This is a genomic window from Bradyrhizobium sp. USDA 326 (genome assembly GCF_049739485.1).
GTDB lineage: Bacteria > Pseudomonadota > Alphaproteobacteria > Rhizobiales > Xanthobacteraceae > Bradyrhizobium.
This window is the reverse complement of record NZ_JBMGQA010000001.1, coordinates 5,470,730-5,489,019: the sequence shown is the minus strand read 5'-3', so window position 1 is coordinate 5,489,019 and position 18,290 is coordinate 5,470,730. Positions and strand designations below refer to the sequence as shown.

The following is an 18,290-nucleotide window of genomic DNA, read 5'->3' as shown; positions in this document are numbered from 1 at the left end:
GTCATTCCGGGAGCGCGCCCCGGAATGACTGCGCGACTCGTCCTTACGCGCTCGCCTGGGTCACGAACTTCGTGTTGAGATACCCCTCGATCGCCTCGAGGCCGCCCTCGGAGCCGTAGCCGGAATCCTTGATGCCGCCGAACGGCACTTCAGGCAACGCGAGGCCGTGATGGTTGATCGAGACCATGCCGCTCTCGATGTCGGCACCGATGGCCTGCATCGTCTTGGTCGAGGTAGTGTAGGCATAGGCCGCCAGGCCGTAAGGCAGACGGTTGGCCTCGGCCACCACCTCGTCATAGCTGCGGAAGGAGGTAATCGGCGCCACCGGGCCGAACGGCTCCTCGTTCATGATACGCGCATCGCGCGGCACGTCGGTGAGCACCGTCGGCTCGAAGAAGAAGCCTTCATTGCCGATGCGCTTGCCGCCGGCCTTGACCTTGGCGCCGCGCTGGACCGCGTCGGAGACGAGGCCCTCCATGGCGTCGACGCGTCGCGGGTTGGCCAGCGGTCCCATGCGTGTGTCCTTGTCGAGGCCATTGCCGACCTTGAGGCTCTTGGCCGCCGCCACGAACTTGTCGACGAAAGGCTCGTAGACGCTCTCATGCACCAGGAAGCGCGTCGGCGAGACGCAGACCTGGCCGGCGTTACGGAACTTGTTGGCCGACAGGATTTTTGCGGCGTTGTCGAGGTCCGCGTCCGCGAACACGATCGCCGGCGCATGGCCGCCGAGCTCCATGGTGACGCGCTTCATGTGCAAGCCGGCGAGCGCAGCCAGATGCTTGCCGACGGCGGTCGAGCCGGTGAAGCTGATCTTGCGGATGATCGGATGCGGAACGAGATACTCCGACACTTCCGCCGGCACGCCGAACACCAGCTGTACGACGCCGGCCGGAATGCCCGCATCCACATAGGCCCGCACCAGCTCCATGCAGCTCGCAGGCGTCTCTTCCGGGCCCTTGACGATGATCGAGCAGCCGGCGGCCAGCGCGGCGGAGATCTTGCGCACCGCCTGGTTGATCGGAAAGTTCCAGGGCGTGAAAGCCGCGACCGGGCCGACCGGCTCCTTGGTCACGAGCTGGGTGACGTTGCCCATCCGCGGCGGCACGATGCGGCCATAGGCGCGGCGCGCCTCTTCCGCGAACCAGTCGATGAGGTCGCCGGCCAGCATGGTCTCGCCCTGCGCTTCCACCACCGGCTTGCCCTGCTCCATGGTCATCACGGGCGCGATCTCGGCGGCGCGCGAGCGAATGATGTCGGCGGCCTTGCGCATCAGCTTGTAACGGTCGAACGGGGAGGTCTTGCGCCAGATCTCGAAGCCGGCCCTTGCCGCCTCCAGCGCCCTGTCGAGATCCCCACGCGAGGCATGCGGGGTCTTGCCGATCGGCTGGCCGGTGGCGGGATTGAGGATGCCCTCCGACTTGCCGGACGAACCATCGGTCCACTCGCCGGCGATGAACATCTGAACTTTCGGGTACATCCGTGCTGTCTCCTGCATGATTTTCAGTCTTCGCCGGGTTGGCGCCGCCATCTCGAGCCGGCGCAGAGCTACACCGAAAGACATCCGACGAAAAGAGATGCGTGATGCCGCAGCGGTGCATCACTGACCTCCCGGGCACCATCTGGTGGAGGCGAATCCATGGTTAGAACCGATCGAGATTACGGCGGCTCGCATTGCAAGTCTCGCCCGCGGGCCAGATATTGCCGGGAGCAAGTCAATCGCATCCAACTCGGTCATCCGCTCACCATGCCCTTCTTCCGGCTCGACGACGGCGACCTTCGCCCCGATGAATCCATGGATTTCAACCCGGAGGACGTGCCGCGCGCCATCGTAGCCTTCGGCGGCGAGATGGTCACGAAGGGAACGGAGGTGGCCATGCACGCCCATACCAAGGACGAACTCGTCCTGGCCCGGCGCGGCATCGTCAGGCTGGAAGCCGGGCGAAACATGTGGATCGTGCCGCCGCGCTGCGCGGTCTGGATTCCCGGACATGTTGCGCATGGCGTGAGCGTCGCCGGAGATGTCGAGGTCTATTGCCTGTTCGTGGAGCCGGATGCGATACCGGCGCTGCCGCGGCAATGCTGCACCCTGACGATCTCCCCTCTGCTGGAACGTCTGCTGATCCATGCGACGCACATGCCGGCCCATTACGATGTGGACGGACCAGACGGGCGGATCGCGGCCGTGCTGCTGGATCAGCTCTCGCTGGCGCCGGTCGAAGAGCTGCGTTTTCCCATGCCGGCCGATTCCCGGCTGCGCAGGATCGCGAGCGCGCTGATGGCCACCCCTTCCGACCGTGCGACGATCGAGGACTGGGGCCGGCGCATGGCTGTCGCTCCCAGAACCCTGACCCGGATCCTGCAACGCGAGACCGGCATGAGCTTCGGCCGATGGCGCCAGCAGCTCCACATCCTCATCGCGCTTCAGCGCCTCGACCAGGGGGCATCGGTGCAGGCTGTGGCGCTCGATCTCGGCTATGAAGGCGCGAGCGCCTTCGTCACCATGTTCCGCAAGGCGCTCGGCAAGCCGCCGGCGCGATATCTGGCGGAACGCCATACGCACTGACCTGAAATCGCAATCGATTGTCCCGTTCGCGGAATGCGACCCGCGAGACGATAACGTATGCAGACTCCCGAGCGCCCGGCGGGCGCATACTCAAGGAGCTCGAAACATGGATTCACTCAGCAGCGGCTTCGTCGCGGACGTTCTCGAACGCCTCCACCGGGAAGCGGAAGCCGCCGACGCGCCGCTCGTGCAAGCCGTCACGAATGAGGCGAGCAGCCGCGAGGAGATGATCACCCAGCTCATCACCGCCGAGAGCCGCGATCTCGAAGGAATCTACCGCGGCTTCGCGGGCAACTTTCTGAGCGTTTCTCCGCAGTTTGGACGCTTCCTCTACATGTGCACCCGCGCCTGCAAGGCGAAGCATATCGTCGAGTTCGGCTCTTCAATGGGGATTTCCGCGATCTACATGGCGGCCGCACTGCGCGACATGGGCGGCGGGCGCTTGATCGGGACGGATATCGAACCCGGCAAAATCGAGCGGGCGCGCGCGAATCTCGCGGCCGCGGGGCTCGCCGGTCTCGTCGAGTTTCGGCTCGGCGATGCCCGCGAGACGCTCAGCTCCGGCCTCGGGAGCGACATCGACATGGTGATGCTCGACGGCGCTTTCACGCTCTATCTATCCGTGCTCAAGCTGCTCGAGCCGCACCTGCGGCCCGGCGCGATCATCGTCGGCGAGAACGCGTTCGAGGAAGCATCAGGCTATGTCGACTACGTCCGCGATCCCCAGAACGGCTACCTCTCGCTGTCACTGCCGTTCGATTCCGGCCGTGGCAACGAGCTCAGCATCAGGACAAGGTAATCCGCGCGCACATGAACTTCCAATGACAGGAGCACGGCTTTGAACGAGCCCGACCGACCGCAGATGTCCGAGCCATCGAAGCCGCCGCAGGGGCCAGTCGCGCGCATGTTGCTGAAATGGCTGATGCGCCCTGCGCGCGTCACCGGCGTCGAGACGCTCTCGCCTCGCTTTCGGTCGATCGAGCTCGAACCCGATGCCCTCAAGGGCGTCGCATGGTCCATCGGCCAGAAGATCCAGGTCGCGATGGGATCCGGCCTGAGCGCGCGGACCTACACACCGGTGTCGTGGGATGCGGAGAAAGGCCGGACGCGACTGCTCGCTTTTGCACACGGTAATGGCCCCGGCAGCCGATGGGCAAGCGGCTTGCGCCAAGGTGACATCTGCTGGTTCTTCGGCCCACGCCGCTCGCTCGATCTTTCCACCCGAAAAGCGCCGATGGTCTTGTTCGGCGACGAAACCTCATTCGGCGTTGCCTCGGCGTTCCGCGACAATGGGCAAATGGATGGTGCAACTTACGTGTTCGAGGCCTCCGATGCTGCGGAGGCAAATTCCGTCCTGGCCGCCATCGGCCTCGGCAGCGCCACACTGATCGTGCGCAGCGGCGATGACGCCCATCTCGCGGCCGTCGAGGCCGAGCTGTTGCGCTTTTCCGCAAGCGCGCATTTCGTCCTGACCGGCAAGGCTTCGTCGATCCAGCGCATCAGCCGGGCCCTGAAAGCCGCCGGCGTCGTGACGTCGCGGATGAGTACCAAGGCCTATTGGGCGCTGGGCAAGACCGGATTGGACTAGCGCAAGCGCCGCCAGCCAATGACGATGCCGGTCATGGAGAACACCAACCCGAGCGCGCAGAGCCCGACGATCAGGACATCGCGCAAATGCGGGTGCGCCATGAGGACCGGGATGTCGAACGTGTGCAGCGCGCCGTAGGCCCAGCGATAGGCCCGCCGTGACGGATCCAGCCGTTGCAGCACGCTGCCGTCCGCGCCGTCGATGTCGAACCAGAGCTCGTTACACCGGACGCGATAGACCGGAGCACCCCGGACGACCGATCGCACGAGATAGAGGTCGTCACCAGCGACGACGGACGGTGCGTCGCAGCGAGGAGCGAGATGCGTCATCGATTCCGACACTTCGCGCGCGCTGAAGAACCCTGTTTGTTCGTCCGGCGGCACGCCTCTGCCGATCAACCTCTGACGACCAACGGCAACCCGATCGCGCCGATAAACGCCGCCGTTGAAGCCGAACCATTCGATCTCACGAGCCGAGGGGGATATTGGCTGCCGATCGAATGACGGCGCGTCCCTCCAATCCGGCGCGGCGTTCATCACGTGGGCCTCTGTCGGTGTCAATTGCCCGCGCGAGAACAGCCGCCCATGATCCATCGAGAGCCAGCCGCTGAAGATCCAGCTCAGCACGAAGAGCGTCGCCGCGAGGCCAATGAGGTGATGCAGGGCGTGCCAGCCGCGGTAAGGCGAGGAGATCCGGCGTCCTCGTATCCTCACCCGCACGATCCCGAGCACCGCACCAAGCAACGCTGCGATGAGGGCCAGCAGCGACAGGATCCAGACCACCTGATCCCACACCGCCCAGTTGCTGCGCAGAACCGTCGGATAGATCCAGTGCAGCACGCTGCCGGCCCAATTCCACCCGCGCTCGCTGCGCGTCGTATCGAGCACGACCTCGCCGGCCGGCGACGAGACATAGACCTCGGTTCCGGCGGCATCACCGAGAGCAGCGCGAAACAAGGGCCGATGGCGATCGAAGCCGTTCGGCACGCTCCATTGATCGTGGTCCGAACGAGCGACGATTGCGGCCCGTGCGGCATCGAGCCCGCGCCGACGGGCATGATCTTGCGCGATGGTGAGCGCGGCATCGGCAGATGTCACCGACGCGTCTCGTCCGTCGGAGGCGTGGACCGCGCGCAAACGGGATAATCCCGATACGACATAGACCGGTCCATCACGCCGCTGGATCAATCGAACACGCATTGCATCGGCGATCCCGCTCGCCGCAACGGCATCGGCAACCGAAATCGTCGTCTCGCCGCGATCCACCGGCGCGAGTCCGGCAAATCGCTCCGCTTCCGTCAGCGACGGAAACGGAACGAAGTGCATCACGATCCCCGTCGCGAACCACATCGCGAACAGGAGGCAGAACGCGATCCCGAGCCAGCGATGCAGCAGGGCGATCGCGCCCATCATGCGGTCAGCGCCCCTACCATTTGAACGCGGCCGAGATCTCGTAGGTGCGCGGCGCGCCCAGCAGGATCTGGTCGGGATAGAACGGATCGCCCCAGATCGCGTAGCGCTTGTCGGCGATGTTGCGGACACGGAAGGTCAGGCGGGCCTGGTCGACCGCAGCGAAGACCGTCTTGGGAATGTCGACGAAGGCATAGACGTCGGCGACGGTGTAGGCCTTCATCGTCACGACATTGGCATCGGTGTTGTAGCGGTCGCCGACATGGCGGCCGGTGATGCCGACCTCCACCGGCCAGGGCGTGAAGAACCGGTACGACGCGCCGGCATTGGCGACGATACGCGGCACGTTCGGCGGCGTGTTGCCGGAGAACGAGCCGCCGGCAAAATTGTAGTCGGCATAGCGAGCGTCAACATAGGCGATGTTGCCCCACAGCCGCAGCGGCTCGATCGGGCGCACCGCCGCGGCAAGCTCGACGCCCTTGGACTCCTGCCGCCCGGCAATGTTGAGCTGCATGCCGCCGGCCGCCGCGTAGACGTTCTTGCGCAGGATGTCGTAGGCCGAGAAAGACCATTCCGCCCTGTTGTCCCAGAACAGATGCTTGACGCCGGTCTCGTAGGTGCGCGCGGTCGTCAGGTCGAGCGGCTGGGTCGGCCCAAGCAAAAAGATATTGTTGGCGGCGATGTCGGCGCCGGTGGCGTACTGGCTGAAGAAGGTGAGGCCGGGAACGGCCTCCCAGGTGTAACCGATGCGGCCCGTCACCGGCGCCCAGTCTTTCGTGAACGGGAAGCCTGCCTTCTCCAGCCCGCTCACGTCGGTCGAATTGCGGTCGAGCCCGATATGCTCGACGCGGAGGCCGCCAACCAGCGCGAAGTTACGTGTCAGCTTCAGCCGGTCCTCGAACGACAGCGCCTCGTTGTCGATGCGCGCGGTCTGCTGCTGGGTCGTGAGCAGGCCGTAGTAGCCCCGATTGGGATCGACCAGCGAAACGGAATCGCCTGGAAAGTTGGCCGCGCCCGGCCTTACGAAATCGAGATAGCTTGACGAGAGCGTCGTGACCAGCCGGTTGTCAAAGCCCGCGATATCAGCGTCCCAGATCAGGTCGGTGATGTTGCCGACCAGACGCTGGCTGTGCGCGACATAGAAGCGCTCGCGATCGACCAGGTTCGTGGTGGAATTGAACGCCTCGATCTCGTTGTTGAACCAGGTCCGCTCTGCGCCATAGCCATAGGCCTGGCTCTTCAAGGTCAGATCAGGCGCGAGCTTCAGCTCAAAACCGCCGCGCAGCCAGACTTCCTGCGCCACGTTTCGGTTGTCGAGAACGTTGTAATTGGTGTTGAACGTGCGATCGTCGATGGTGACCGCGCCAAGATTGGTCTTGTTGTAATTCGAGATGTAATTGCCGGAGACGATCCCCGTCGTCGCATGCGAGCCGCTGAAGGCGGCCGGCACCAGCGGCGCGCCCCAATAGGCCTTGGAGCGATCCTCGCGGTACTCGATAGCGCCCCAGATTTTGAGACTATCGGAGACGCGGTAATTGAGCTGGCCGGACGTGCCGAACGTCTTGACGTTGGTGTCGTCGGCAAAGCCGCTGAGGGTGGAACGGCTGATGTCGAAGCGATAGTCGAGGCCCTGCACATTGGTGCTGCCGCCCGAACCGTAATGGGCGCGGAATGAGTTGAGCGAGTCCCAGGAAAATTCGGCTTCGTTCCGGATCGGTCCGGTGTGCGGCTGCTTGGTAACGAAGTTGATGGCGCCGCCGGCGGCACCCTCGCCTGACATCAGCGAGGCCGGGCCTTTGACGAACTCCACGGCCTCGAGATTGGCGGTGTCGGTGATCCGCGAGGTCATGTTCTGCGGGCCGATCTTGATGCCGTTGTAGAGCGTGTTGATCTGGCTGTTGGTGAAGCCACGCATGGAAAACGCCGCGGGCTCGGCCGGATTGTCGCCGGAGGTGACGCCGACGGCACCCTGCGCCACCTCCGAGACAGTTCGATAGCCCTGCTCGCGCATGGTCTCGGCGGAGATCACCTCGACCGTCGCCGGCGTCTCACGCACGGTCAGGCCGAGCCGCGAGGCGCTTTCGGCGACCACATTGCTGTTGAGCGGCGTCTGCGCTGTCGCGGCCGGCGCGCCGGGCTTGGGCGGGGCCGGTACGATCGCTGGCCGGCGCGCAGCTGCACGGCGTGCGCGCTGCGCTTCACGGCCGGCTGGCGTGGCCCGCCTGCCGGTTTCAGCAGGCGAGACCTCGACCGGCGGCAGAGGTTCGCGGACCTGCTGCGCCAGGGCGGCAGGCATATCGGCAACGACGAACGATGTAAGCGCAGCACAAGCGAGCAGGAAGCGGCTCGGCCGTAAGATACAGATGGAAGACACGATATGAAACCTCGGTATGACGTCAGTGGCACGTCACAGCGAACGAGGTCTCATCTGTTGGCCTTTCGGGCCGTCCGATGAAGCCGAATGTCTGTACTCCCCGACCGACATCTTCGCGTGTGACCACGGCTGACGGCAGGTCTCCTGGCTCGCGGGTCATCACCGCTTCGTCGCCTTCCCGGGACCGAGGACCCAGTGGCTTGTGACGAAGGATTATCCGCTCACAGTTGCGGGGGCAGCCGCGGCATTGGGGACAAGTTTCCCCGCACCGCATTCCCTTTTCATTCCCTCTCGGGAAAACCGTCGCCAGCATCTAGGATTACCACCAAGACAGAGTCAATGTGGCAGTTGCGGCGGTGTGGCCACAGCGACCAACTTCCTTGGAGATGAGCATGGAAGGCGAGACCTTCCTCTGGTTGATACGGCATGCGGCCGTCGAGGGCGTGGCCGGCACGATCCACGCAGCCGATGCGCGGGCGGATCTCGGCGATCAGGCCGCGTTGGCGGCTCTGCGGCAGCGTTTGCCGCCGGATGCCACCAGCTATGCCAGCCCGTCGCGGCGCACGGTCGAGACGGCGCGCGCTCTGGGGCTCGAACCGGAATTGGTCAGCGAATTTCGCGAGCAGGATTTCGGCGACTGGACCGGTCGTCGGCATGACGAGCTCGCCGCGAGCGGTGGCGAGACGTACGCGCAGTTCTGGCGCGATCCGGCGCACGGACGGCCGCCGAGCGGCGAAAGCTTTGCGGATCAGGTTGCGCGCGTGCAGGTGGGTCTATCGCGGATTGGCGCAGGCTCGGCAACGCTGGTTGGGCATTCCGGCACCATCCGCGCCGCGCTCTGCATCGCGCTGGACTTGACGCCGCAGGCCGCCTTGCGCTTCGTGATCGATCCGCTGTCGCTGACCCGGATCGACCGGCTCACGGCGGGCTGGCGTGTCGTCTCGGTCAACCAGCGCGTGGCTTGAGCCGCATCAGGCCGGGCGATCCGGCACGTTGGCCTGCGTAAACGTCGCCATGCCGTTGTGAAGCGCACAGGCCGAGCGGACCAGCGGCAGCGCGATGGCCGCGCCCGATCCCTCGCCGAGCCTGAGATCGAGGCTGATCAGCGGCTGAACGTTGAGCGCGCGCAACACCAGCCGATGCCCCTGCTCCGCCGATTGATGCGCGGCAAGCTGGAACGGCTGGCAGGACGGATTGAGACGCGCCGCGGCCAGGGCCGCGACGGACACGATGAAGCCGTCGATCAACACCGGAATGCGGGCCTGCGCGGCCGCAATGATCGCGCCTGAGATCGCCGCGATCTCGAGGCCGCCGACCGCGCACAGGATCTTCTCGACCGACGCTCCGGAGACGCCGTGGCGTGCGATCGCCGCATCGATCACCCGTGCCTTGTGCGCGCGGCCGGCCATATCGACGCCGGTGCCGCTGCCCGCGATCTCCCCGGCGCTCACACCAGTCAGACTCGCCGCGATCGCCGCTGAGGTGGTGGTGTTGCCGATGCCCATCTCGCCGAAGATCAGGAGATCGGGCTGACTAGCTGCTGCGCGCGCGACAGCGCGCTGGCCGGCCTCGAAGGCAAAGGCCAGCTCGGTCGGCGTGAGCGCAGCCTCGACGCTGAAATCGCGTGTGCCGCTGCGCGGCTTGTCGGTGACGATTCCCGCCATCTGCTCCTGGGCCAGCGTGCCGGCGTCAATCACCTCCAGGCTGGAACCCAGTTCACGCGCCAGCACCGAGATCGCCGCGCCACCGGACGTAAAATTCGCCATCATCGCGATCGTCACGGCTTGCGGATAGGCTGACACGCCCTGCGCGACGATGCCGTGATCACCGGCGAAGATGATGATCGGCACCCGCGAAGCGCGGGGCTGCTCGGTCGCCTGCAAGCCCGCAAGCTCGACCGCGAGCTGCTCGAGCCGGCCGAGCGCGCCGGTCGGCTTTGTCAGTTGCGCCTGCCGCGCGATGGCCGCCTCGCGATGAACCGCGGAGACCTCGGGGCAGTTCTGGTAAACCCATTCGGGAAGCATGCTGCCTCGCTTACGCCCTGCGCTTGAGAATATAGCTGTCCATGATCCAGCCGTGCCGCTCGCGTGCTTCCTGTCGCGCGATCACGATGTGCGGACCGACCTCGGCCAGCGCGCCGGACATGATGATCTGATCGGGCATGCCGAGATAGGCGCCCCACCAGATATGCAAACGCTCTGGATCGAGCGACTGGAACGCTGTGCCGCCGTCGAGCATCACCACCACGGTATCGACACCTTGCGGCCAGCCGCCGTCGCGCAAGCGCCGCCCTGTCGTAACCAGGAACGGCTCGCCGATGTCGTTGAGCGGCAGCGCATGCGCCGCACACAGCGCCTGGATCGAGGTGATGCCGGGCACGACCTCGATTTTCGGCAACGGATTCAATCGCCGCGCAATGCGCAGCGAGGAATCGTAGAGCGACGGATCGCCCCAGATCAGGAGCGCGACCTTGCCCTCACCTTCGAGATGCCTCGCGATCGTCTGCGACCAGGTCGCGGCAACCACATCGTGCCAATCGTCTACGCCCTTGCGGTAATCAGCTTCACCGCTGTCGCGCACGGGAAGATCGAATTCGGCGATGGCTATGTCGCTGGTGAGCACGTCCGCGCAGATCGCTCGCCGGAGATCGGCGAGATCGGACTTGGCAGCCCCCTTGCGCGGGATCAGGACGAGATCGGCCGCGTTGATGGCAGCGATCGCGGCGCGCGTAAGCTGCTCGGGATCGCCGCAACCGATGCCTATCAGGGAGAGCGTGAGCATCGCGAGCGCGAAGGGCGGCCATCAAGGCCGCCCTCTCGCTTGTCTCTCAGGCGCCGTTGTGCAGGCGCGGCGTGACGAGGCCGGGCGCGGTGACGCCGCGCAGCGACTTCGCCAGCGCCAGCACCGCGAGGTCGGCGAGCGGCTCGATCACGATGACCAGCGCGTAGGAGGCCGCGAAGGTCGCGATGTTGGCGAGGTTGCTCATGGCAAAGCCGGAGCCGTAGAGCGCCCAGAACGCCACCCAGGCGACAACACCCGCTTGATAAGTCGTCGAAAGCGCCAGCGCCTGACCGTACTTCAGATCGACATAGGCGGTGTTACGCGAAATGATGCGCGTGGCGATGGCCTGGATCGCGAACAGCGGCACCAGGAGCGTGGTGACGTTCATGCCGTATTGCGGCAGGTCAGCGGGCTCGAACAACAGACCCTGGAGCAGCAGGCCAAATGCGAGGCCGAAGGCGGCTGGCGCCGCACCAAACAGCAGGAACAAGGTCGAGCCGAGGATGAAGTGCACTTCGGAGACGCCGACCGGGAAGTGGGGCAGGACCTGGAAGAAGGTGAAGACGAGGCCCGTGGTGGCGAGCGTGCGCGTGGCGAACGAGCCGACGCCCTGCGCGCGGACGGTTTCGACCGCCAGCTTCAGCGCAACGCCGCCTGCGGCGATGCCAGTTGCGTAACTCAACACGAGCTTGGCGCCCGTCACGATTCCGGGTTCGATATGCATGGCTCAATTCCTTCCTGCCGTCACACCCGACGGCCTTGGCCTCAAAACGTGCAGGGCCGGTCTCCTGGCTCGCGGTTCACTGGGGTTCTCCGGCCCTTCCCGAACCTTGCGGCCCAGTGGCGATTCGGAGCCCCTCACCGCTTACAGTCGCGGGGGCGGCTGGGGTTTGGGGCGCCGCAACTTGGTCCGCCCACCCCCATTCCCGATTATGCCCCGGCGCTTTGCGCCGCGTCGAGCACCATGCCTCTCCTGTGTGCGCCTTTCGCGAGCCGGGCGTCAAGAGGCGAAGGGCGACCGCCACCGTCATGACGGATAATCCCCTGCCAGCGCGCCGAACAGGATCACGGCGGCCGTGGACGCGGCGCCGCCCCGGCCTAGCTGCGCGGCGAGCTCGGCGATGGTGGTGCGGACCAGCCGCTCGTCGGGACGGCCGAGGGATTCGGCAAACAGTGCGGGCGTGTTTGGGGCGAGGCCGTGTGCGATCAATTTTGCGGCAAGCGCCGGAAAGGTGCGCCGGCCCATATAGACCACGGTCGTGGCCTCGGGATCCGCCAGCGCCGCCCAGTTCAGGTTGGACGGCAGCTCGCCGCTGACATCAGCCCCGGTAATGAACTGCACGCGGCGGGAGGTATGCCGACGGGTCAGGGGAATGCCGGCCTGGGCGGCGGCGACGCAGGCGGATGTGACGCCGGGTATGATTTCGTAGCCGATGCCGGCTTCGCGCAGCGTCTCCAGCTCCTCCTCGAGCCGGCCGAATATGCCGGCGTCGCCGGACTTGAGCCGCACTACGCGCGCGCCTGTCGCGGCATAGTCGACCAGGAGACGATTGACGTGGTGCTGCTTGGTCGAGGGCCGCCCTGCCCGTTTTCCCACCGCGACGAGATTGGCGCCGGGCCGCGCCAGATCCAGGATCGCGCCGGAGGCGAGGTCGTCATAGAGCACGACGTCGGCCTCGCGCAGCCGTGCGGCGCCCCTCACCGTGAGCAATTCGGGATCGCCGGGTCCGGCGGAAATGAACGACACGAATCCTCTCACCGGTCCTCCGCGATCAGATGAAAGAACGTGCCGGTGGCGTGGCCGCGCCGCGAGCCGGTCTCGGCCATGACGGCGCCCGTCGCATCGTGCACGACCGCGAGCGGCGCATCCGGTTGCGCGACGATCGTCGAATAGTGGAACTCGTGACCGCGCAGGCGTGCGCCAACACGATGTCCCGGCATCGGTGCAGCGAGCTCGACGAGACGATAGCCCAGATGCATGCGGCGCTTTGCAAAGCTCGTCTCCAGCCCAAGCAGCCCCGTCATCTCATGGCTGGCGCCGTCGGCATCAGTCAAAGCAGCTCCCAGCACCATATAGCCTCCGCACTCGCCGTGGACCGGCCGTGACTCGGCGAAGGCGCGCAGGCCGTCTCGAAAGCGCGCATTGGCCGCGATCCTGCCGGCGTGCAACTCGGGATAGCCGCCAGGAAGCCAGCAGACGTCGGCGCTCGCGTCAGGCACTTCATCGGCAAGCGGCGAGAATGTCGAGATCTCGGCGCCCGCCGCGCGCCAGGCCTCCACCATATGCGGATAGACGAAGGAGAAGGCCGCATCGCGGGCGAGCGCGATGCGTTGCCCGGGTGGCGCCACGTTGAGACCGTTCGCGGCTGGTAGCGGCGACCAGCGAGCCGCCGATCCCAGCAAAGCATCGAGATCGACATGCTCGGCGACGAAGCGCGCGGCCTCGTCGATCAGCTTGCCGATTTCATCCCGCTCCTCGGCCTGCACGAGACCAAGATGCCGCTTCGGCAGGCTGATCTCGGCATGACGCGGCAGCGCGCCGAACACGGCGATGCCGGCCTCGTTGAGCGCACGCCGCACCAGGTCTTCGTGGCGCGGGCTGGCGACGCGGTTGAGCACGACGCCGGCAAGTCGCACGCCGGGGCGGTAGTCGCGAAGGCCCGCGGCAATCGCAGCCGCCGTCTGCGCTTGTCCCGATGGATCGATCACCAGAACCACCGGCCAGCCCAGCATCTCCGCGATGTCGGCGGTGGCGCCGGTGCCGCAGACGCCGCGCGCGGCGACACCGTCGAACAGGCCCATCGAGCCCTCGGCAAGCACGACATCGGCGTCCGCACCACGGCTGACGAGGTGCGCGATACTTGCGCGGTCCATCGCCCAGCTATCGATGTTGACGGAGGCGCGTCCGGTGGCGGCGGCGTGGAACGCGGGATCGATGTAGTCGGGCCCGCTCTTGAAGCACTGCACGTTCAATCCGCGATTGCGCCAGGCGCGGGCGAGCGCCAGCGTCAGCGTGGTCTTGCCGACACCGGAGGCCGGCGCGGAGATGACGAGCGCTGCGGCCATCACGATGCCTCCGGAAAACGCGGCTCGGCGCCGAGCGGCCGATAGCGGCGGTCGTAATCGGCGGCGTAGAGGCGACTCTCGTCGAAATTCGCAGCGCCAAGTGTCCTGCCGACCAGGATCAGGGCGGTACGCTCCATCTCGCTGCTCACGGCGGCATCAAGAGTGCCGAGCGTCGCGTGGACGATGCGCTGGTCCGGCCAGCTCGCACGCCAGACGATCGCGACCGGACAGTCCGCGCCGTAATGCGGCGTGAGTTCAGCCACAACCTTGTCGAGCAGATGGATCGACAGATGGATCGCGAGCACCGCGCCGGTCGCTGCGAATGCGGCGAGCTTCTCGCCCTCGGGCATCGCGCTGGCGCGGCCCGGCGTGCGGGTCAGCACCACCGTCTGGGCAAGGCCGGGCAGCGTGAGCTCCATTTCCAGCGCAGCGGCAGCAGCCGAGAAGGCCGGCACGCCCGGCGTCACCGAATAGGGAATCCCGAGCGCACGCAGGCGGCGGAGCTGCTCGCCCATCGCCGACCAGATCGAGAGATCGCCGGAATGCAGCCGCGCGACATCCTTGCCGTCCGCATGCGCGGCGGCGATCTCCGCGATGATCTCGTCGAGCGACAGCGGCGCGGTGTTGACGATCCGCGCACCGGGCGGGCAATGCGCCAGCACGCCTTCGGGCACCAGCGAGCCGGCATACAAGCAGACCGGAGAGGCTGCGATCAGATCGCGGCCGCGCAACGTCAGCAAATCGGGCGCGCCGGGCCCGGCGCCGATAAAATGCACCGTCATGCGCCGTCCCCTTCCGCGATCGCCGCAGTCGCAGTGCGATCCTGCGAGATCACGCGCGTTGCAATCAATCGCGCGCGAGGGCCCGCTGCCGCGAGCGCCGCAGCCTCGGCGACCGATCCGGTGCCGAATTTTTCCGCGACGAGTTTTGACTGCGTCGGCGTGTCAATGCCGGCCAGCGCTTTGACGGGAACGGCCCTGATCGGCACACCGCATTCGCGCGCGAGCTGCTTCAGCGCCTCCGCGTCGGCCTTGTCGCTGACGGTCGCAAATGCTGCAAGACCTTCTGGGCCGCCGGCTGTCGCGAGCGCCTCGCGCAACGAGGCCAGCGTCACATCCCTCTTGAATCCCAGACCGGCGACCTTCATCGGACCGCACTCCATTGCACCACCGGCCGCGTCACTTCCCAGGATCGGTAGCGGCCGAGCGGGGCGGCATGCGCCAATTCGACCCGCATCAGCTCGCCACCATGGCGCTGGTGCAGTTCGCCGAGCAGCGCTTCCGTCTCCAGCGTGACTGAATGCGCAACGAACCGCACCCCAGGCGAGAGACGCGCCCAGATGGCATCGAACATCATGCCATCAAGGCCGCCGCCGATGAAGACGGCATCCGGCGGATCCAGCGCAGCAAGCGCTTCGGGCGCCTTGCCTGCGATGACGTTGATCCGATGCTCCAGTCCGAACGCGGCTGCATTGCTGCGAATGTTCGCGGCGCGATCTTCGCGCAGCTCGATGGCCGTGGCCGTCCCGCCGCACCGCACCCACTCCACCGAGATCGACCCCGAACCGGCGCCGACGTCCCACAGCCGTTCGCCGGGCCGCGGCGCCAGCGCCGAGAGGGCGAGCGCACGCACCGGCCGCTTGGTGATCTGGCCGTCATGGACGAAGAGATCGTCCGATAATCCCGAACTGCGGGGCATCCCCTGTCCACCCTTTGCCTCGACGGCGACCGTGACCAGGTTTCCGGCGAGATCACCGGCAAGACTATCGGCGCGATATTCTCTGATGCTTTCGCGCGGGCCACCGAGGGCGGCGAGCATCCAGAAGGCCGAGGCGCCCCACCCGCGCTCGCTCAACCACCTTGCGAGATCGCCAGCCGCTTTCCCATCGCGCACGAGGCAGATGATGCGCGCCCCTCGCGCCAGATGCGGACCGAGACGCTCGAACGGTGCGGCGTGAAGCCCGAGGCAGACGGTGGATTCGAGGCGCCAGCCCAGCCGCGCTGCCCCAAGCGAGAATGCCGACGGCGTGGGATACGCGATCCACTCGTCGCTACCGAGCTTCTCGGCGAGGCCCGCGCCGGCGCCATGCCAGAACGGATCGCCGGAGGCGAGCACCGCCGTCGGCCGGCCACGGCAGCTCAGCACGATCTTGGCGTCGAACGGCACCGGCCACGGGCGGCCGCGGCCGCCAACCTCCGCAAGCGCAAGGTGGCGCTCGCCGCCGAAGACGGTTTCGGCCCTGGCAAGCGCCTTTCGGCTTGCCTCGGACAACCCGGCAAGGCCATCTTCGCCGATACCGATGATGGTCAGCCAGGGATCAGACATGACGCGCGCCCTCATTCTGGGCGGAACGGCCGATGCGAGCCTGCTCGCAGCGGAGGTCGCGCGCGCCGGCATCGACGCCGTCTATTCCTATGGCGGCCGCACCCGCGCGCCGGCCGACCAGCCGCTGCCGACCCGCATCGGCGGCTTTGGCGGCGTGAGCGGGCTGGCCGATTACATTCGCCGTGACAGTATCACCCATGTGATCGACGCGACGCATCCCTTCGCGGCCGAGATGAGCCGCAACGCGGTCGTGGCGTGCGCGGAAACCGGCACGCCGATGATCGCGCTCGAACGCTCGCCGTGGACAAAAGCGCCCGGTGACAGCTGGATCGAGGTGGTCGACGTCAACGCGGCCGTCGCCGCGCTGCCTGACGCGCCGACAAACGTGTTCCTCGCCATCGGCCGCCAGCACATCGCGCCGTTCGCGAGCCGGCCGCAGCATGCCTACACGCTGCGCTTCGTCGATCCCCCCGAGGCGCCCCTGCCCTTCGCGGCCGACGTGATCGTGTCGCGTGGACCCTTCACCCTCGACGGCGAGCTGGACATGCTGCGCTCGCGCGACATCGCGTGGATCGTCGCCCGCAACTCCGGCGGCGACGGCGCGCGCGCCAAGATCGAGGCGGCTCGCATGCTTGGCTTGTCCGTTATCATGATCTCGCGACCAAGACTGCCCGAGCGGCTGCGGGTCGAGAGCGTGGCCGAGATCATGCAGTGGCTCGGTCATTCTATCCGCCTCGGCGCATAGACCCAGCGGCCGACGCGGCGCGTCTGCGAATTGCCGACGATCACCAGCGTGCGCATGTCGGCCATTTCGGGCGTCGCTTCGTTCAGCGTCACGGTCTCGATCTTCTCGTCAGCCGCGCTGATCGCGCGCGCGAAGATCACCAGACGCTCGCCGCAACCAGCCTCTCGAAGCACCGCAAGTGCGCGGCCAAATCCTTCCGGCCGGCTCGCCGAGCGCGGATTGTACATCGCGATGGCAAAATCGGCTTCGGCCGCGAGGCGGAGGCGTTTCTCGATCACTGCCCACGGCTTGAGATTGTCGGAGAGATTGATCGCGCAGAAATCATGACCGAGGGGCGCGCCGGCACGCGCGGCCGCCGCCAGCATCGCGGTGACGCCGGGCAGCACGCGGATCGGCAGCGCCTGCCATTGCGGCGCCTGTTCGAGCGCCTCGAACACGGCCGAGGCCATCGCGAACACGCCGGGATCCCCGGAGGAGACGACAACGACCTCCCCGCCTTCCGCAGCAAGCCGCAAGGCTTCGCTCGCGCGTTGCAGCTCTTCGCGATTGTCGGAGGGATGCAGGGTCAGCCCCGGTCGCGGCGGTACGCGTGCGACATAGGGCGCATAGCCCAGAATGTCGGTCGCGGCTGCGAGCGCGGCGGAGACTTCCGGCGTCACCAGCGCGTCGCTCCCGGGCCCGAGGCCCGCGATGGTCAGCGTGCCCGTCATTCGGCAGCGTCCAGATGCCGGCCCTTGCCGTGCACCAGCACGATCGCAAAATAGGGGCAATCGGCGGCATCGATCTCGGCGAGCCGCACCACGCGCTCCCCCGGCATCGTGCCGCGCTCGACCAGCCAGGCATCGTCTAACCGGCCGGCGGAGCGAAGCGCGCGGCGCACCTTTGCCAGATTGCGGCCGGTCTTCATGACGACCAGCGCATCGGAATCGCGCATGCGGCGCTCGAGCTCGGCCTCGGGGAGCGTCCCCATCAGCACCGTCGTCACGTCGTCGCCGAGCGCGATGGGCTGCCCGACGCCGTTCCAGCAGCCGACCATGCCGGGAATGCCGGCGATCACCTCGATCTCGACGCGGCCTTGCAGGCGCATGTGCAGATGCATGAACGATCCGTAGAAATACGGATCGCCCTCGCAGAGCACGACGACGTCGACGGCGCGCGCAAGCCGCGCCAGACGCTCCGCCCATTCATCGTAGAAGCCCGCAAGCAGCTGGACGTATTCCGCGCTGTCGAACGCGATCTCCGTCGTGACAGGATATTCCATCGGATATTCGGTGACGTCGGCCGCCAGCATGCCCTCGACGATGCAGCGCGCCTGACCCGGCCTGCCCTTCTTGCGGAAATAGGCGACGTGCTGCGCGGCACGCACCATCCGGTCGGCGCGCACGCTCATCAGATCGGGATCGCCGGGGCCGAGACCACAGCAGATGATGCGTCCCATG

18 protein-coding genes and 2 riboswitches are annotated in these 18,290 nt (G+C 66.7%); of the genes, 5 read left to right on the top strand and 13 right to left on the bottom strand.

Features of this window, described 5'->3' with window-relative positions; genetic code table 11:
* Positions 1-43 precede the first annotated feature (43 nt).
* Positions 44-1,477 carry an NAD-dependent succinate-semialdehyde dehydrogenase gene (locus tag ABIG06_RS25745; RefSeq protein ID WP_370139077.1) on the bottom strand — a complete coding sequence of 478 codons (1,434 nt, stop codon included), beginning with the start codon at positions 1,475-1,477 and terminating at the stop codon, positions 44-46.
* Between the two features lie 159 nt (positions 1,478-1,636).
* On the opposite strand from ABIG06_RS25745, the gene ABIG06_RS25740 reads away from it, so the two are divergent.
* The 3 genes from ABIG06_RS25740 to ABIG06_RS25730 all read left to right on the top strand — a co-directional run bounded on the left by ABIG06_RS25740 (position 1,637) and on the right by ABIG06_RS25730 (position 4,151).
* Entirely contained in the window at positions 1,637-2,563 is a 927-nt protein-coding gene (locus tag ABIG06_RS25740) for an AraC family transcriptional regulator (RefSeq protein WP_370139076.1), read from the top strand.
* A 106-nt stretch (positions 2,564-2,669) separates the two neighbouring features.
* Complete coding sequence (locus tag ABIG06_RS25735) at positions 2,670-3,362, top strand: O-methyltransferase (protein WP_370139075.1); 693 nt, start codon at positions 2,670-2,672, stop codon at positions 3,360-3,362.
* 39 nt (positions 3,363-3,401) lie between these two features.
* Positions 3,402-4,151 carry a siderophore-interacting protein gene (locus ABIG06_RS25730; RefSeq protein ID WP_370139074.1) on the top strand — a complete coding sequence of 250 codons (750 nt, stop codon included), beginning with the start codon at positions 3,402-3,404 and terminating at the stop codon, positions 4,149-4,151.
* On the opposite strand, the gene ABIG06_RS25725 is transcribed toward ABIG06_RS25730, so the two are convergent.
* Both ABIG06_RS25725 and ABIG06_RS25720 read right to left on the bottom strand, forming a co-directional pair.
* Positions 4,148-5,563 (bottom strand): PepSY domain-containing protein, encoded by a 1,416-nt coding sequence (locus tag ABIG06_RS25725; protein ID WP_370139073.1) that lies wholly within the window; start codon positions 5,561-5,563, stop codon positions 4,148-4,150. The two genes, ABIG06_RS25730 and ABIG06_RS25725, sit on opposite strands and share 4 nt — an antisense overlap.
* Positions 5,564-5,576: 13 nt before the next feature.
* Entirely contained in the window at positions 5,577-7,934 is a 2,358-nt protein-coding gene (locus tag ABIG06_RS25720; RefSeq protein ID WP_370139072.1) for a TonB-dependent receptor, read from the bottom strand.
* A 117-nt stretch (positions 7,935-8,051) separates the two neighbouring features.
* Positions 8,052-8,254: riboswitch (cobalamin riboswitch) on the bottom strand.
* A gap of 72 nt (positions 8,255-8,326) precedes the next feature.
* Between ABIG06_RS25720 and ABIG06_RS25715 the strand changes: the two genes are divergently transcribed.
* Positions 8,327-8,899 carry a histidine phosphatase family protein gene (locus ABIG06_RS25715; RefSeq protein WP_370139071.1) on the top strand — a complete coding sequence of 191 codons (573 nt, stop codon included), beginning with the start codon at positions 8,327-8,329 and terminating at the stop codon, positions 8,897-8,899.
* Positions 8,900-8,905: 6 nt separating this feature from the next.
* On the opposite strand, the gene cobT is transcribed toward ABIG06_RS25715, so the two are convergent.
* From cobT to cbiE, 8 genes are all read right to left on the bottom strand, one after another.
* Positions 8,906-9,958, bottom strand: a complete 1,053-nt coding sequence (gene cobT, locus ABIG06_RS25710; RefSeq protein WP_370139070.1) for a nicotinate-nucleotide--dimethylbenzimidazole phosphoribosyltransferase — start codon at positions 9,956-9,958, stop codon at positions 8,906-8,908.
* A gap of 10 nt (positions 9,959-9,968) precedes the next feature.
* Positions 9,969-10,715 (bottom strand): precorrin-6A synthase (deacetylating), encoded by a 747-nt coding sequence (gene cobF, locus ABIG06_RS25705; protein WP_370139069.1) that lies wholly within the window; start codon positions 10,713-10,715, stop codon positions 9,969-9,971.
* A 46-nt stretch (positions 10,716-10,761) separates the two neighbouring features.
* Positions 10,762-11,439, bottom strand: coding sequence for an energy-coupling factor ABC transporter permease (locus ABIG06_RS25700; protein WP_124158388.1), 678 nt, complete (start codon positions 11,437-11,439; stop codon positions 10,762-10,764).
* Positions 11,440-11,476: 37 nt separating this feature from the next.
* Positions 11,477-11,697, bottom strand: a riboswitch (cobalamin riboswitch).
* 45 nt (positions 11,698-11,742) lie between these two features.
* The gene (gene cobA, locus ABIG06_RS25695; protein WP_370139068.1) at positions 11,743-12,474 is read right to left on the bottom strand and encodes a uroporphyrinogen-III C-methyltransferase; all 732 of its coding nucleotides are present in this window, start codon (positions 12,472-12,474) and stop codon (positions 11,743-11,745) included.
* Positions 12,471-13,781: a cobyrinate a,c-diamide synthase gene (locus ABIG06_RS25690; RefSeq protein WP_370139067.1), complete on the bottom strand. Its 1,311-nt coding sequence runs from the start codon at positions 13,779-13,781 to the stop codon at positions 12,471-12,473. The genes cobA and ABIG06_RS25690 overlap by 4 nt, the downstream gene beginning before the upstream one ends.
* Entirely contained in the window at positions 13,781-14,563 is a 783-nt protein-coding gene (cobM, locus tag ABIG06_RS25685) for a precorrin-4 C(11)-methyltransferase (protein ID WP_370139066.1), read from the bottom strand. Before cobM ends, ABIG06_RS25690 begins: the two co-directional genes overlap by 1 nt.
* Complete coding sequence (locus tag ABIG06_RS25680) at positions 14,560-14,928, bottom strand: cobalamin biosynthesis protein (protein ID WP_370139065.1); 369 nt, start codon at positions 14,926-14,928, stop codon at positions 14,560-14,562. Before ABIG06_RS25680 ends, cobM begins: the two co-directional genes overlap by 4 nt.
* Positions 14,925-16,106 (bottom strand): precorrin-6y C5,15-methyltransferase (decarboxylating) subunit CbiE, encoded by a 1,182-nt coding sequence (gene cbiE / locus ABIG06_RS25675; protein ID WP_370139064.1) that lies wholly within the window; start codon positions 16,104-16,106, stop codon positions 14,925-14,927. The genes ABIG06_RS25680 and cbiE overlap by 4 nt, the downstream gene beginning before the upstream one ends.
* Between cbiE and ABIG06_RS25670 the strand changes: the two genes are divergently transcribed.
* Positions 16,105-16,851: a cobalt-precorrin-6A reductase gene (locus tag ABIG06_RS25670; protein ID WP_124158382.1), complete on the top strand. Its 747-nt coding sequence runs from the start codon at positions 16,105-16,107 to the stop codon at positions 16,849-16,851. The genes cbiE and ABIG06_RS25670 overlap by 2 nt on opposite strands.
* Here the strand turns inward: ABIG06_RS25670 and cobJ are convergent.
* Together cobJ and ABIG06_RS25660 are read right to left on the bottom strand one after the other, a co-directional pair.
* A complete protein-coding gene (gene cobJ, locus ABIG06_RS25665; RefSeq protein WP_124158381.1) occupies positions 16,827-17,561 on the bottom strand; it encodes a precorrin-3B C(17)-methyltransferase in 735 nt (244 codons plus the stop codon). The two genes, ABIG06_RS25670 and cobJ, sit on opposite strands and share 25 nt — an antisense overlap.
* Positions 17,558-18,289, bottom strand: coding sequence for a precorrin-2 C(20)-methyltransferase (locus ABIG06_RS25660; protein WP_424578408.1), 732 nt, complete (start codon positions 18,287-18,289; stop codon positions 17,558-17,560). The genes cobJ and ABIG06_RS25660 overlap by 4 nt, the downstream gene beginning before the upstream one ends.
* Position 18,290 lies beyond the last annotated feature (1 nt).